The sequence below is a fragment of the Lacinutrix sp. MEBiC02404 genome, from assembly GCF_053601575.1.
This window is the reverse complement of record NZ_JBSHNV010000128.1, coordinates 50,959-64,248: the sequence shown is the minus strand read 5'-3', so window position 1 is coordinate 64,248 and position 13,290 is coordinate 50,959. Positions and strand designations below refer to the sequence as shown.

The window sequence follows — 13,290 nt, the reverse complement described above, 5'->3', positions numbered from 1 at the left end:
TATTTGCATAAACCATTCCAAACTAATGAATTTAAATTTAATAAAACCAATTTGTTTTTTCGACTTAGAAACAACAGGAATTAATATTTCAAAAGACAGAATAGTAGAGATTTCTATTTTAAAAGTTTTTCCTGACGGAAAGCAAGAAAGTAACACTTGGAAAGTCAATCCGGAAATGCATATTCCAGAAGAAGTAACGTTAATTCACGGTATTTCTGATGAAGATGTAGCAGATAAACCAACCTTCAAGGAGCTTGCAAAAGAGATCCATAATGTAATTAAAGATTCCGATTTAGGAGGGTTTAATTCGAATCGTTTTGATATTCCCCTTTTAGCTGAAGAAATGCTTCGTGCAGATATGGATTTTGATATGAAAAATAGAGCCTCTGTAGATGTGCAAACCATTTTTCATAAAATGGAACAACGTACACTAGTTGCCGCATATAAGTTTTATTGCGATAAAGATTTAACAGATGCGCATAGTGCAGAAGCAGATACAAATGCAACCTTTGAAGTTTTAAAAGCACAAATAGAAAAATATGATGAGCTAGAAAATGACACGAAGTTTCTTGCCGAATTTAGCTCTCGTAAAAAGTTTGCAGATTTTGCTGGATTTCTTGCTTTTAATAAAAAAGGAGAAGAGTGTTTCTCTTTTGGGAAACATAAAAATAAACGTGTTGTAGATGTGTTAAAGGATGAACCTGGTTACTTTGGTTGGTTGCTAAATGCTGACTTTCCGTTGTATACAAAAAAAGTGCTTACAGCAATAAAGTTAAGATCTCTAAATAATAAGTTAGGCTAATTGTTATTCCTGCGAAGTTGGGAATTCATATGAAGCCGCATCGTAATTTAAAAATAAGATTCCCATTTTCATGGGAATGAAAAATTAAGAATTTACCATGAAATTAATCTGTATAGGAAGAAATTACACAGACCATATTAAAGAACTGGAAAATGAAAAGCCAACAGATCCTGTGGTTTTTTTAAAACCGGACACTGCTATTTTATTAAAAAAGCAACCGTTTTTTATTCCAGATTTTTCACAGGATGTGCATCACGAAGTAGAAATTCTAGTAAAAATCAATAAAGTGGGAAAGCATATTCAAAAAAAGTTTGCACATAAATATTATGATCAAATCGGACTAGGAATAGACTTTACAGCGCGTGATTTACAGAAGCAATTAAAAGAAAAAGGCTTGCCTTGGGAGAAAGCGAAATCCTTTGACGGAGCAGCAGTAATAGGGGATTGGTTAGATAAAACGCAATTTCCAGATGTAGATAATTTAAATTTTTCACTTCAAAAAAATGAAACCCTTGTACAGCAAGGAAATACAAGTCATATGCTTTGGAAAATTGATGAAATTATAGAATATGTGTCAAAATATTTTACTTTAAAGATTGGAGATATTATATTTACGGGAACTCCGGCAGGAGTTGGCAAGGTCATTGCAAATGACAAACTAGTAGGATGTATAGAAAACACGCAAATGTTTTCAATAACAGTAAAATAAATGGAACAACATTACAAATTATTTCGAGTACGTGAACTAGCAGAAGGAGATGAAGAGTTCATTAATATATTAGCACAAACTTTTTTAGAAGAGGTTCCTGCAGATGCGCAAGTTTTAAAAGAGTCTGTAGAAAACAACAACCATCTTGCAACATATCAAGTTGCGCATAAGATGAAACCAACTATAGATATGTTCGAGTTGGGAGTTTTGGAGGACTTGATAGAAGTGCAAGACTGGGGAAAACATGAAAAAAAAGGGGTAGATATACTTCCTAAACTACAAATTGTACTTGCGGCAGTAAAACAAGCTTCAGACGAAATCCGTTCCGACTTTAATTTATAATGCAAGCAGAAATAATAACCATAGGAGACGAAATTCTTATAGGTCAAATAATAGATTCCAATTCCGCATTTATTGCACAGCAACTAAATAAAATTGGTGTATCTGTTTATCAAATAACTTCGGTTCAAGACGATAAAGAACATATTTTAAAGTCACTACGCGAAGCAGAAGAAAACGCAGATATCATTATAGTCACTGGTGGATTAGGTCCAACAAAAGATGATATTACAAAAAAAACCATTGCAACTTACTTTCAAGATACGCTTGTACAAAATGCAGCAGTTTTAAAGAATATAGAGCTCCTTTGGGAGAAATATATAAAGCAACCACTTACCCAAGTTAATATAGACCAAGCCTTAATACCAAGTAAAGCAACCGCTTTAATGAATACTGTTGGTAGTGCTCCAGGAATGTGGCTAGAAAAAGGAAATAAAACCTTTATTTCACTTCCAGGAGTTCCTTTTGAGATGGAAGCATTAATAGATAATGAAGTGGTACCAAGGCTTCAAAAAAAATATAAATGCCCATTTATACTGCATAAAACCTTGCTTACTTATGGTTTAGGAGAAAGTAGTTTAGCGGAAAGAATAGAAGTTTGGGAAGATAATTTGCCAAAACATATTAAATTGGCATACTTACCCAATTTAGGGAAAGTACGTTTACGGCTTTCTGCAAAAGGAGACAATAAAGAAGAAATAATAAAAGAAGTAGACGAGCAAATTCGTTTATTACTTCCGCAAATAGAAGAATATTTTACAGGTTTTGAAGATCAAGAAGAATCCTTAGAAGCTTTAATTGCAAAAGAATTAACTTTTAGTAACCAAACTTTAGCAACAGCAGAAAGTTGTACTGGCGGAAAAATAGCAGAACGTATAACGTCAATATCAGGAGCGTCATCGTACTTTAAGGGAAGCGTGGTAAGCTATGCAACACAAATAAAAATAGAGGTGCTAAAAGTGCCAGAGGAGCTTATTGCAAAACATACGGTTGTAAGTGCTGAGGTAGCAGAAGCAATGGCATTAAATGTTTTGCAACTATTTAAAACCGACTTTGCAATAGCTACAACTGGAAATGCAGGGCCAACAAAAGACGATACCGATGAAGAAGTTGGAACCGTTTTTATTGCAATTGCAACAAAAGATACCGTATATTCTCAAAAATTCACCTTTGGAAAACCTAGAATAAAAGTGATAAATAAAGCTGTAAATAAGGCTTTTGAAATGCTTCAAAAAGAAATTTTAAAAAATAGATAAGAATAAGATTGGGGAAACGTAAAGAATTTGTATATTTGCACCTCGTTTTGAAATAACAATAATACATTTAGAACAATGTCAAGAGTTTGTGAACTTACAGGAAAGAAGGCAATGGTTGGAAACAACGTGTCTCACGCAATGAATAGAACTAAACGCACATTTGATGCGAATTTAATCAAAAAGCGCTTTTTTATTCCAGAGGAAGATAAGTGGATTACATTAAAAATATCTACATCAGCATTAAAAACTATTAATAAAATAGGTATTTCTGCTGCTTTAAAAGAAGCAAGAACCAAAGGTTTTATAAAATAATAGCCGCATTTAAAAGCTTAAGAAAATGGCAAGAAAAGGTAACAGAGTACAAGTGATATTAGAGTGCACAGAGCACAAAGCAACTGGTTTACCAGGAACTTCTCGTTATATTACAACAAAGAACAAAAAGAACACTCCAGATAGAATGGAAATTAAAAAATTCAATTCTACCTTAAAGAAAATGACTGTTCACAAAGAAATTAAATAATATTCTTTTATAGAATACTAAAACTATACGTCATGGCAAAGAAAACCGTAGCATCATTACAAACATCTGCAAAAAGATTAACAAAGGCAATCAAAATGGTTAAGTCTCCAAAAACAGGAGCTTACATGTTTGTAGAGTCTGTAATGGCACCAGATTTAGTAGCTGATTTTTTAGCAAAAAAATAAGTCTACTTAAAAAAAGATATTTTAAAGCTGCTTTCTTAAAGAAAGCGGCTTTTGTTTTATATTTACATTTCAGATTAATGACAATATTTCAGTAACTTAAAAAAGGCTCAACTATTGTTATTACATTTTGGCGTTACCTAAAGGTCAGGCTTTCCGCTATATCTTTTTGCAGAAAAAGCAAAAAGTATGTCGCTGCAATCCTTAACGCAGAAATACGTGAAGCAACAACTTCACCACTAAATAACAAACAACAAAACAACGATGAGTTTTTTTAAAAAAATATTTTCTTCAGAAAAAAAAGAAACATTAGACAAAGGTTTAGAGAAATCTAGCTCTAATTTTTTAGGTAAATTAAGTAAAGCGGTAGCTGGAAAATCTAAAGTAGATGAAGACGTTTTAGATAATTTAGAAGAAGTACTAGTATCTAGCGATGTTGGCGTAAACACAACACTAAAGGTCATTACACGAATTGAAGAGCGCGTTGCCAAAGACAAATACTTAGGTACCGATGAACTAAATAAAATACTTCGCGAAGAAATTGCAGCATTATTAAGTGAAACGCATTCTGGTGAAGAAACAGAATACACGATTCCTAAATTACCAAATCAAGCAGACGGAAGTAAAACGCCTTATGTACTTATGGTAGTTGGAGTAAATGGCGTTGGTAAAACGACAACCATTGGTAAATTAGCATATCAGTTTAAAAAGCAAGGATTAAAAGTAGTGCTCGGTGCAGCAGATACTTTTCGTGCAGCAGCAATAGAACAATTGCAAGTTTGGGCAGATAGAGTAGATGTGCCAATGATACGTCAAGAAATGGGAAGTGATCCTGCTTCTGTAGCTTTTGATGCCTTAGAATCTGGAGTTAACCAAAATGCAGATGTTATTATAATTGATACTGCAGGACGTTTACACAACAAGATAAACTTGATGAATGAGCTTACTAAAGTAAAGCGTGTCATGCAAAAAGTAATTTTAGACGCGCCACATGATGTACTTTTAGTATTGGATGGTTCTACTGGACAAAATGCTTTCGAGCAAGCAAAACAATTTACAGCAGCAACAGAAGTTACCAGTTTAGCAGTTACTAAATTAGATGGTACAGCAAAAGGAGGTGTGGTAATTGGTATTAGTGATCAATTTCAAATTCCTGTAAAATATATCGGAGTTGGAGAAGGTATTGAAGATCTTCAAGTATTTAATAAATTCGAATTTGTAGATTCATTCTTCAAATAAAAATAAATATCCACATATAAAAAAAGCCTTAAGAATTTCTTAAGGCTTTTTTATGTTTGTAAAATAAGGACTATTGTGCAGTAACAGTTAATGGTCCAACCCAGGCGCTATATCCATTTGTTCCACCACAATTGGCACGTACGAAAAAATCGTAAGCTTGACCAGAGATAGAGGATGCATAAGTTATTCTAACGCTATCATAGGATGTCGCTGTTAGGTTTGCAGTAGATTCATTAAATGTTGTTCCTGCTATTATGCGGGCTACTTCCCAACTATTTTGAGAGTTTGGATGTGACCATGAAAAATTAAAATACTTACTTCCGCTAGCATCGGTCCCTGTTCCATTAGATGTAAAAACAGTAGGATCCACACAATTAGGGTTTGTAGGGTTTTCTAAAGTACTATATGTAAATGGTCCTGTCCAAGTGCTATACCCACTTACATTACAACTATTACGGATATAAAAATCGTATGCCGTATCCGCATTCAATCCGTTAATTCTTTTATAACTAGGGTAGCTATCCGTTATGGTTTCTGTAGTACCATTACCAAAAGTAAATCCTTGGGTGCCATATTGTATTTGAGATCCTCCGTATTCGCCATTGGACCAAGTTAAATCAATATGTTCATGCGTTACAGAATCTGGATATAAATCAACAGCTAAATTAGTAGGTGCATCACAATAAGGATTGTTCTCTAAAGTTACAAAAGAAAAAGGTCCAGCCCAATTGCTGTAACCATTGGTCTCATTACAAAATACTCTAGCATAGAATGCGTATTGGGTTTGCGGTTGTAAATTGGTTACATCTGCATAGGTCTCTGGAATAGTTAAAGTGGTTCCATTGCCTAGACTAAATCCTAAAGTGCCATATTCTACTTGATATAAAGAAGAATTTACATTAGAGTTCCAAGAAAGTGATGCTGTTGTGTTTGTTAAATTCGAAACATATAAGCCTCCTGGTGTAGAACAGTTGTTCGAGTCTCCAGAGTCATCGCTACCGCAACTCAATATAAATAAAGAGATTGTAAATAATAAAATAATTTTTTTCATAAAAAGGTATATAAGATTTTTCAGACGCGAATATAGAAATTGCATTTAAATAAAAAAAATGGTCGCAGAAAACGGCTATTCGTTAATTATAGCGTTTATTCTTTCCCAAAGATCATTATCAAAATTAGAAAGCACAAAGTTAGATTCATCGGCAGCTTCTCCCATACGAATAACCACTAATCTTTTACTTGGGACTACATAAATCTTTTGGTCATTTTTCCCCAAAGGTGCATACATGTCGTTTGGTGCGTTCGGAATTAATGAACCCGAAAATTCAAATGGTGTAGCTTGTAAATGATAGCTTGTTTTTCCATTCAGCCACCATAAATAACCATAAGATTCATTTATGCTTTGTGAGGTTTTGGTAGCTTGGTTAAGATAATTTGAAGATACCATTGGTGTGTTTTTCCATTTTCCGTTAGCCGAAATTAATAAACCAAAACGCGCCATGCTTCTGGTATTACTCCAATACACATTTAAATCACCTAAAGGAATCCAAGCTCCAGCCATGCCGATAGGGTCTTTTAGTTTTGTATTAAAATAACTAGTCCATGTTTGACTACTTGCTTGTGCAACGACATCTTGTAATTTAAAATACACATTATGGTAGGCCCAACTTTGACCAGCATCTGCAAGGTATTGTAAGTTGGGTGGTGAAATAGCATCTCCTAAACTATCGTCCAAGCCAGAAGTCATGGTTAGAACATTTTTACAAGTTATTTAGTTTTCTTTTTCTAGGGAGGCGCTTGTCCAACCAGTTCCTAAATAATCAGATACTTTATTATTTGTATCTATTAATTCTTCCTCTTCCGCAATTCCTATTAATGTAGCGGTTAGCGTTTTTCCTGCACTTGCCCAATACCATGAAGAAGAGGATGTATACCCATTCATCTATTTTTCTACAATAATTTTTCCGTTGTAAAGCAGAATAAAACTTTTGGTGTTTTTATCTTCTAAAAAATACAATAGAGGCTGTAAGCCGTTTTCGTTCCAGCCAATTTCAGAAATAAAATTAGTTTCCCAAGTATTAGAAGCCATTGGTGGAAAATATATGGAAGTCGTATTAGGGTTCGTGTCCGCAATGAATTCATCTGGTGGTTTTAATTTAAGACTGTTAAATATATAAAAGCTTTAATTAAGGTTGTATCTTTGCAGCCTGAAAAAAGATAGTATTAATTAACGAAATTTCCACTTTCGTGGGGAATGAATATGAGAACAAAGACGCTTAAAAAAAATAAAATCAACGTTATCACTTTGGGATGCAGTAAAAATGTGTACGATAGTGAAGTGTTAATGGGGCAACTGAAAGCCAATGGAAAAGACGTTGTTCATGAAGAGGAAGGAAATGTCGTGGTTATAAATACCTGTGGTTTTATTAATAATGCGAAAGAGGAAAGTGTAAATACTATTCTGGATTTCATGCAGAAAAAAGAAGCAGGAGAAGTCGATAAAGTATTTGTTACTGGTTGTCTTTCGGAAAGATATAAACCAGATTTACAAAAAGAAATTCCTAATGTAGATGCCTATTTTGGTACTACAGAATTACCTGCTTTGTTAAAAGCTTTAGGTGCAGATTATAAACATGAGTTAATTGGTGAGCGTTTAACTACTACGCCAAAAAACTATGCGTATTTAAAAATTGCGGAAGGTTGCGACAGACCTTGTAGTTTTTGTGCCATTCCATTAATGCGTGGAAAACATAAAAGTACACCAATTGAAGAGTTGGTTATTGAAGCGGAAAAATTAGCAGCAAATGGCGTTAAAGAACTTATTCTTATTGCGCAAGATTTAACCTATTATGGTTTAGATATTTATAAAAAAAGAAACTTAGCCGAACTTTTAGAAAACCTTGTAAAGGTTGAAGGTATAGAGTGGATTCGTTTGCATTATGCATTTCCAACAGGATTTCCTTTAGATGTGTTAGATGTTATGAATCGCGAAGCTAAAGTGTGTAACTATTTAGATATTCCGTTACAGCATATTTCAGATACTATTCTTAAAAGTATGCGTCGTGGTACTACTAAAGAAAAAACGACAAAACTTATTGGACAGTTTCGTGAAGCGGTCCCAAATATGACGATTAGAACAACCCTAATTGTTGGTTATCCTGGTGAAACCGAAGAGAACTTCCAAGAATTAAAACAATGGGTTCAAGATATGCGTTTTGAACGTTTAGGATGTTTTACTTATTCACATGAAGAGAACACACACGCTTTTAATTTAGAAGATGATGTGCCGCAAGAAGTGAAAACGGATAGAGCGAACCAAATCATGGAAATTCAATCGCAAATTTCTTGGGAATTGAATCAGCAAAAAGTAGGTCAAGAATTAAAAGTAGTTATCGATAGAAAAGAAGGAAACTATTTTGTGGGTAGAACAGAATTTGATTCTCCAGATGTAGATAACGAAGTGCTTATCGACGCTACAAAAACCTATTTAAAAACAGCAGAGTTTGTAACGGTAAAAATTACAGAAGCAGAAGATTTTGATCTTTATGGTGAGGTAATTTAACTAAGAAATAAATTTAAAAAAAAGGCAAGCGAGCTTATAAGGTTCTCTAGTGTTTAAGGGTGCAGATGCTATATTGTAAGTATTAAAACAGAAACAAGTACTTCTATACATAAAATTGTGTTGCAATAGTTTTAATTTGTAATCACTGTTTTATAGAGTATCTGTATGGTGAATGGTTATTTTTCTAAATTCTCTACAATAGCTTCAAAGTATCTAGTTGCAATTTCTTTTGCTCCTAATTCGTTGTAATGTAAATTATCAGCCATATACGCATCGGTCCAATTACTAGACATATCTACTAGAATAACTTTAGAAGAATCATTGGTTTGCTCATTGGCAACAGTGGCTAGGTTTTCAATAAATAAATTATAGACAACAATACCTTCTGGTGTCATTACATTGGATCTTCCAGGTGCAATACGTTCTAAAAATATAGTAATATTCGCATTGCTGTTTTGTAAAATATCGATGGTTTGGTTGATGTTATCTATAACTTCTTCCACCGGAATATTTCTAACTAAATCATTTCCGCCAATACCTAATAAAACAACATCTGGAGTTCCTACATCTGCAATAACATCTTCTATGTTTTCTAAAAGATCTTCGCTTTTAAACCCGCCAATACCTTCATGATCGGGGTCAAAAGACTTTCCTAGTAATAAAGGATACGAAGTATTGTCATTTTGAGTACCAACATAATCAATGTTCCATTGGTTAGAAATCAAGTTTTTCCATAAATCATATCGGTAACTTACAGAATTGCGAGTAGCGCCTTCCACTCTAGAATCGCCTAAAGGCATTATGGTAATTGCATTAGTATTAACATTATTTTGTATAAAAGTATTAGATTTTTCTTCATTTTTGTGACAGTCTTGAAAAACGAAGAATGTCGCTAAAAGAAGAAACGGGAAAAGAATAACAGTTTTTTTCATTAAAAATATTTTAAGGACTAATAGATTTAAGAGACTAAAGATAAGATATTTCCTTTTTATTATGATTTATTAGATTTAAAAGTGAAAATAAAATATCTGAAATTAAAGAATAAAACACTGTATCTTTACCTTAAATATTGAAGTTTACTATGCCAACAGAATGTATTGCTTTTAAAAAAACCAACTATTTCTCCTCTTTAATCTGTGATTATTTAGAGGAAAATAAGGAACTACAACCTTTTTATAATAATTTTCCGAAGCTAGAGAATTTTAAAAAGCAAATAGAAGAGAAAACAGCATCTGTTAAATCGGAGTCTAGAATTATTTTGTCGGAAGCCTTAAAAAAGCAATATGAGAACACGGAAGTTTCAGTGAAAACCCTTCAAAATATTGAAGACCTAAAACTAGATAATACCTTTACAATTACAACAGGACATCAATTAAACTTGTTTACAGGACCATTGTATTTCTTATTTAAAATTGTTTCTGTTATCAATCTAGCGGCGCAATTAAAACAAGAATATCCAGAGAGTAATTTTGTGCCAATCTACTGGATGGCAACCGAAGATCACGATTTTGAAGAAATTAATTATTTCAACTTCAAAGGAAAAAAAGTTCAGTGGAATAGAAATGCATCTGGAGCCGTTGGAGAACTTTCTACCGAAGGCTTAGATGATGTATTTGATGTTTTTACTAAAGAACTTGGTTCTGGGAAAAATGCAGAAACCTTAAGAGAACTATTTCAATCGGCATATTTAAAACATGATAATTTAGCAGATGCAACACTTTATTTAGCAAATGCTTTGTTTGCCGAATATGGTTTGGTAATTGTAGAAGCAAATACTAAAGATTTAAAACAATTATTTGTTCCTTATATCGAAGAGGAACTCTTAAATCAAACTTCTTTTAAAACGATTTCGGAAACCAATAAACGACTTGAAGCATTATCCAGCGTTAGTAAAATTCAGGTAAACCCGAGAGAAATAAATTTATTCTACTTAAATAAAAACCTTAGAGAGCGAATCGTTTTTGAAGATGAAGCCTATAAAGTGCTGAATACAGATATTACGTGGAGTAAGAATGAGATACTAAAAGAAGTCTCAGACTTCCCGCAACGCTTTAGTCCTAATGTAATCATGCGGCCTTTATATCAAGAAGTAATTCTGCCAAACCTTTGTTATACAGGTGGTGGAGGTGAACTTGCATATTGGTTGCAATTAAAAGATTATTTTGAAGCCGTAAAAGTACCTTTTCCAATGCTATTACTAAGAAATTCTGCTTTAATAAAAACCGAAAAGCAAGCGGGTAAATTAAGTAAACTTAACATATCTAATGAAGATTTATTTTTAAAACGAGATGCTTTTATTAATAAAAAAGTACGACAAATTTCTAATATCGATATCGATTTTTCTGAGCAATTAAAAGAATTGCAAGCGCAGTTTAAAGATTTATATACTTTAGCCGAACAAACAGATACCTCTTTTATAGGCGCAGTTGCAGCACAAGAAAAAAAGCAAATAAACGGATTGCAACACCTAGAGAAACGTTTGCTTACCGCACAAAAAAGGAAACTAAAAGATCAAGTAGAACGCATGACCGAACTGCAAAATGAGCTGTTTCCGAATGCGAGTTTACAAGAACGTAACACCAATTTCTCGGAACTGTATTTAGAATTCGGAGAGCAATTAGTGCCAAAATTAATAGAAGAGTTAAAACCGTTACAAGGCGATTTCACTATAATTACGATGTAGAAGAGGTTTGTAGTCGTAATTCTTTGTACAGAGTAAACGATTTTCCTTTTTACCTATTATTTCTTTCCATGTAGTTTTAATGTCACCTGGAGCGCAGTCGAAAGGTCTTTAGTGAGTAGCGATCCGTGTTCAGTGAACAGTCCGAGTTATCGATTTCAACTTAGCACCTTTACGCCTTCGAGAGGAATAGATTTCTCCGTGAATCTTAATAATCATTCACTTTTCTACGCTACGCCTTCGCGAGAACATCGTTTTTACCCATATTTTCAACTTCCAAAAAAACAAGTACCTAAAATTCTATTAAAAAAGTTTACGTATCGTTCCCGATTAAAAAATCAATTCCTATTTTTGCGCATGCAACACAACAAGGTACTTATATTAGATTTCGGATCGCAATACACACAACTAATTGCGCGTAGAGTTAGAGAGCTTAACATCTTATCCGAAATACATCCATTCAATAAAATTCCTGCAAACATAGAAGATTACAAAGCTGTAATCCTTTCTGGTAGTCCAAATTCTGTAAGAGGAGAAGACGTATTACACCCAGATTTATCTAAAATTAGAGGCCATAAACCTTTATTAACCGTTTGTTATGGCGCGCAATACTTAGCACATTTTTCTGGTGGTGAAGTAGCACCTTCAAACACTAGAGAATATGGTAGAGCTAACTTAAGTTTTGTAAAAGAAGACGAAGCATTTTTTAGCCAAATCTCTAAAGGAAGCCAAGTATGGATGAGCCATAGTGATACCATAAAAACCTTGCCAACAAACGGTGTGCTTTTAGCAAGTACGCACGATGTGGAAAATGCAGCATATAGAATTGAAGGCGAAAAAACATACGCGATACAATTCCATCCAGAAGTATATCACTCTACAGACGGAAAACAATTACTAGAAAATTTCTTAGTTCATATTGCAGGTTTGGACCAAGATTGGACACCAGATTCTTTTGTAGAAGAAAGCGTTCAAGCACTAAAAGACAAATTAAAAAACGATAAAGTAGTACTCGGTTTATCTGGAGGCGTAGATTCTTCCGTAGCTGCAATGTTACTGCATAAAGCCATTGGTGAAAACCTATATTGCATCTTTGTAAACAATGGTTTACTTCGTAAAAACGAATACGAAAGCGTATTAGAGCAATACAGCGGCATGGGCTTAAATGTAAAAGGAGTAGATGCTTCGGCACGCTTTTTGGATGCACTTGCAGGATTGAGTGATCCAGAATTAAAGCGTAAAGCAATTGGTCGTGTATTCATTGAAGTGTTTGATGACGAAGCACACCAAATAGAAGACGTAAAATGGCTAGCACAAGGAACCATTTATCCAGATGTTATAGAAAGTGTTTCTGCAACTGGCGGACCAAGTGCAACCATAAAAAGTCATCATAATGTAGGTGGTTTGCCAGACTTTATGAAGCTTAAAATTGTAGAACCACTAAAAGCATTATTTAAAGATGAAGTACGTCGTGTTGGTGCTTCTATGCAAATGGACAAAGCGCTTTTAGGTCGTCATCCATTTCCAGGACCAGGACTTGCCATCCGTATTTTGGGAGATATCACTCCAGAAAAAGTACGTATTTTGCAAGAAGTAGATGCCGTATTTATAGACAACCTAAGAAAATGGAATCTCTATGATAGCGTTTGGCAAGCAGGAGCAATCCTTCTTCCTGTAAATAGCGTTGGTGTAATGGGAGATGAGCGTACCTATGAGAAATGTGTCGCACTTCGTGCCGTAGAAAGTACCGATGGTATGACGGCAGATTGGGTAAATTTACCGTATGAATTTTTACAAAAAACCTCTAACGAGATAATAAATAAAGTAAAAGGCGTTAATAGAGTAGTGTACGATATTAGTAGTAAGCCACCAGCAACCATTGAGTGGGAATAACAAAACGTCACTTCGAGTGGTTTTTTGAGGCACGAAAAAATAGTGTCGAGAAGTTGGGCGTTACTTTTTGCTCATACCTACAAGGTTTTTAAAACCTTGCAGGATCAC

General features: G+C 34.0%; 16 protein-coding genes. 11 read left to right on the top strand and 5 right to left on the bottom strand.

Annotated features, from left to right (window positions below; translation table 11 throughout):
- Positions 1 to 25: 25 nt before the first annotated feature.
- From ACVCXO_RS03270 to ftsY, 8 genes are all read left to right on the top strand, one after another.
- A complete protein-coding gene (locus ACVCXO_RS03270; RefSeq protein WP_452228163.1) occupies positions 26 to 802 on the top strand; it encodes an exonuclease domain-containing protein in 777 nt (258 codons plus the stop codon).
- 97 nt (positions 803 to 899) lie between these two features.
- Complete coding sequence (locus ACVCXO_RS03265) at positions 900 to 1,511, top strand: fumarylacetoacetate hydrolase family protein (protein ID WP_452228162.1); 612 nt, start codon at positions 900 to 902, stop codon at positions 1,509 to 1,511.
- Positions 1,512 to 1,853 carry an Hpt domain-containing protein gene (locus ACVCXO_RS03260; protein WP_452228161.1) on the top strand — a complete coding sequence of 114 codons (342 nt, stop codon included), beginning with the start codon at positions 1,512 to 1,514 and terminating at the stop codon, positions 1,851 to 1,853. It abuts the gene before it with no gap.
- Positions 1,853 to 3,106 (top strand): competence/damage-inducible protein A, encoded by a 1,254-nt coding sequence (locus ACVCXO_RS03255; protein WP_452228160.1) that lies wholly within the window; start codon positions 1,853 to 1,855, stop codon positions 3,104 to 3,106. Before ACVCXO_RS03260 ends, ACVCXO_RS03255 begins: the two co-directional genes overlap by 1 nt.
- A 75-nt stretch (positions 3,107 to 3,181) precedes the next feature.
- On the top strand, positions 3,182 to 3,418 hold the full coding sequence (gene rpmB, locus ACVCXO_RS03250) for a 50S ribosomal protein L28 (RefSeq protein ID WP_055445229.1): 237 nt from the start codon (positions 3,182 to 3,184) through the stop codon (positions 3,416 to 3,418).
- A 25-nt stretch (positions 3,419 to 3,443) separates the two neighbouring features.
- Complete coding sequence (gene rpmG, locus ACVCXO_RS03245; protein WP_055445230.1) at positions 3,444 to 3,626, top strand: 50S ribosomal protein L33; 183 nt, start codon at positions 3,444 to 3,446, stop codon at positions 3,624 to 3,626.
- 32 nt (positions 3,627 to 3,658) lie between these two features.
- Positions 3,659 to 3,811, top strand: a complete 153-nt coding sequence (locus tag ACVCXO_RS03240; RefSeq protein WP_452228159.1) for a DUF4295 domain-containing protein — start codon at positions 3,659 to 3,661, stop codon at positions 3,809 to 3,811.
- Positions 3,812 to 4,072: 261 nt separating this feature from the next.
- On the top strand, positions 4,073 to 5,047 hold the full coding sequence (ftsY, locus tag ACVCXO_RS03235) for a signal recognition particle-docking protein FtsY (RefSeq protein ID WP_452228158.1): 975 nt from the start codon (positions 4,073 to 4,075) through the stop codon (positions 5,045 to 5,047).
- A 70-nt stretch (positions 5,048 to 5,117) separates the two neighbouring features.
- On the opposite strand, the gene ACVCXO_RS03230 is transcribed toward ftsY, so the two are convergent.
- The 4 genes from ACVCXO_RS03230 to ACVCXO_RS03215 form a co-directional block, all read right to left on the bottom strand.
- Entirely contained in the window at positions 5,118 to 6,098 is a 981-nt protein-coding gene (locus ACVCXO_RS03230) for a fibronectin type III domain-containing protein (protein ID WP_452228157.1), read from the bottom strand.
- Between the two features lie 75 nt (positions 6,099 to 6,173).
- A complete protein-coding gene (locus ACVCXO_RS03225) occupies positions 6,174 to 6,818 on the bottom strand; it encodes a serine hydrolase domain-containing protein (RefSeq protein ID WP_452228242.1) in 645 nt (214 codons plus the stop codon).
- A complete protein-coding gene (locus tag ACVCXO_RS03220) occupies positions 6,819 to 6,989 on the bottom strand; it encodes a hypothetical protein (protein ID WP_452228156.1) in 171 nt (56 codons plus the stop codon).
- A complete protein-coding gene (locus tag ACVCXO_RS03215; protein ID WP_452228155.1) occupies positions 6,990 to 7,136 on the bottom strand; it encodes a hypothetical protein in 147 nt (48 codons plus the stop codon). It abuts the gene before it with no gap.
- A 171-nt stretch (positions 7,137 to 7,307) separates the two neighbouring features.
- Between ACVCXO_RS03215 and rimO the strand changes: the two genes are divergently transcribed.
- Entirely contained in the window at positions 7,308 to 8,609 is a 1,302-nt protein-coding gene (gene rimO / locus ACVCXO_RS03210) for a 30S ribosomal protein S12 methylthiotransferase RimO (RefSeq protein ID WP_452228154.1), read from the top strand.
- Between the two features lie 176 nt (positions 8,610 to 8,785).
- Here the strand turns inward: rimO and ACVCXO_RS03205 are convergent, their stop codons facing one another.
- Positions 8,786 to 9,541 carry an SGNH/GDSL hydrolase family protein gene (locus ACVCXO_RS03205; RefSeq protein ID WP_452228153.1) on the bottom strand — a complete coding sequence of 252 codons (756 nt, stop codon included), beginning with the start codon at positions 9,539 to 9,541 and terminating at the stop codon, positions 8,786 to 8,788.
- 149 nt (positions 9,542 to 9,690) lie between these two features.
- Here ACVCXO_RS03205 and bshC point away from each other — a divergent pair, with 149 nt between their 5' ends.
- Both bshC and guaA read left to right on the top strand, forming a co-directional pair.
- A complete protein-coding gene (bshC, locus tag ACVCXO_RS03200) occupies positions 9,691 to 11,292 on the top strand; it encodes a bacillithiol biosynthesis cysteine-adding enzyme BshC (protein ID WP_452228152.1) in 1,602 nt (533 codons plus the stop codon).
- 354 nt (positions 11,293 to 11,646) lie between these two features.
- Complete coding sequence (guaA, locus tag ACVCXO_RS03195; protein WP_452228151.1) at positions 11,647 to 13,182, top strand: glutamine-hydrolyzing GMP synthase; 1,536 nt, start codon at positions 11,647 to 11,649, stop codon at positions 13,180 to 13,182.
- Positions 13,183 to 13,290: the final 108 nt, after the last annotated feature.

Coding starts and splice junctions, on each gene's coding strand:
- ACVCXO_RS03270 (WP_452228163.1), top strand. CDS start 26: ATGAATTTAAATTTAATAAAACCAATTTGTTTTTTCGACTTAGAAACA.
- ACVCXO_RS03265 (WP_452228162.1), top strand. CDS start 900: ATGAAATTAATCTGTATAGGAAGAAATTACACAGACCATATTAAAGAA.
- ACVCXO_RS03260 (WP_452228161.1), top strand. CDS start 1,512: ATGGAACAACATTACAAATTATTTCGAGTACGTGAACTAGCAGAAGGA.
- ACVCXO_RS03255 (WP_452228160.1), top strand. CDS start 1,853: ATGCAAGCAGAAATAATAACCATAGGAGACGAAATTCTTATAGGTCAA.
- rpmB (WP_055445229.1), top strand. CDS start 3,182: ATGTCAAGAGTTTGTGAACTTACAGGAAAGAAGGCAATGGTTGGAAAC.
- rpmG (WP_055445230.1), top strand. CDS start 3,444: ATGGCAAGAAAAGGTAACAGAGTACAAGTGATATTAGAGTGCACAGAG.
- ACVCXO_RS03240 (WP_452228159.1), top strand. CDS start 3,659: ATGGCAAAGAAAACCGTAGCATCATTACAAACATCTGCAAAAAGATTA.
- ftsY (WP_452228158.1), top strand. CDS start 4,073: ATGAGTTTTTTTAAAAAAATATTTTCTTCAGAAAAAAAAGAAACATTA.
- ACVCXO_RS03230 (WP_452228157.1), bottom strand. CDS start 6,098: ATGAAAAAAATTATTTTATTATTTACAATCTCTTTATTTATATTGAGT.
- ACVCXO_RS03220 (WP_452228156.1), bottom strand. CDS start 6,989: ATGAATGGGTATACATCCTCTTCTTCATGGTATTGGGCAAGTGCAGGA.
- ACVCXO_RS03215 (WP_452228155.1), bottom strand. CDS start 7,136: ATGGCTTCTAATACTTGGGAAACTAATTTTATTTCTGAAATTGGCTGG.
- rimO (WP_452228154.1), top strand. CDS start 7,308: ATGAGAACAAAGACGCTTAAAAAAAATAAAATCAACGTTATCACTTTG.
- ACVCXO_RS03205 (WP_452228153.1), bottom strand. CDS start 9,541: ATGAAAAAAACTGTTATTCTTTTCCCGTTTCTTCTTTTAGCGACATTC.
- bshC (WP_452228152.1), top strand. CDS start 9,691: ATGCCAACAGAATGTATTGCTTTTAAAAAAACCAACTATTTCTCCTCT.
- guaA (WP_452228151.1), top strand. CDS start 11,647: ATGCAACACAACAAGGTACTTATATTAGATTTCGGATCGCAATACACA.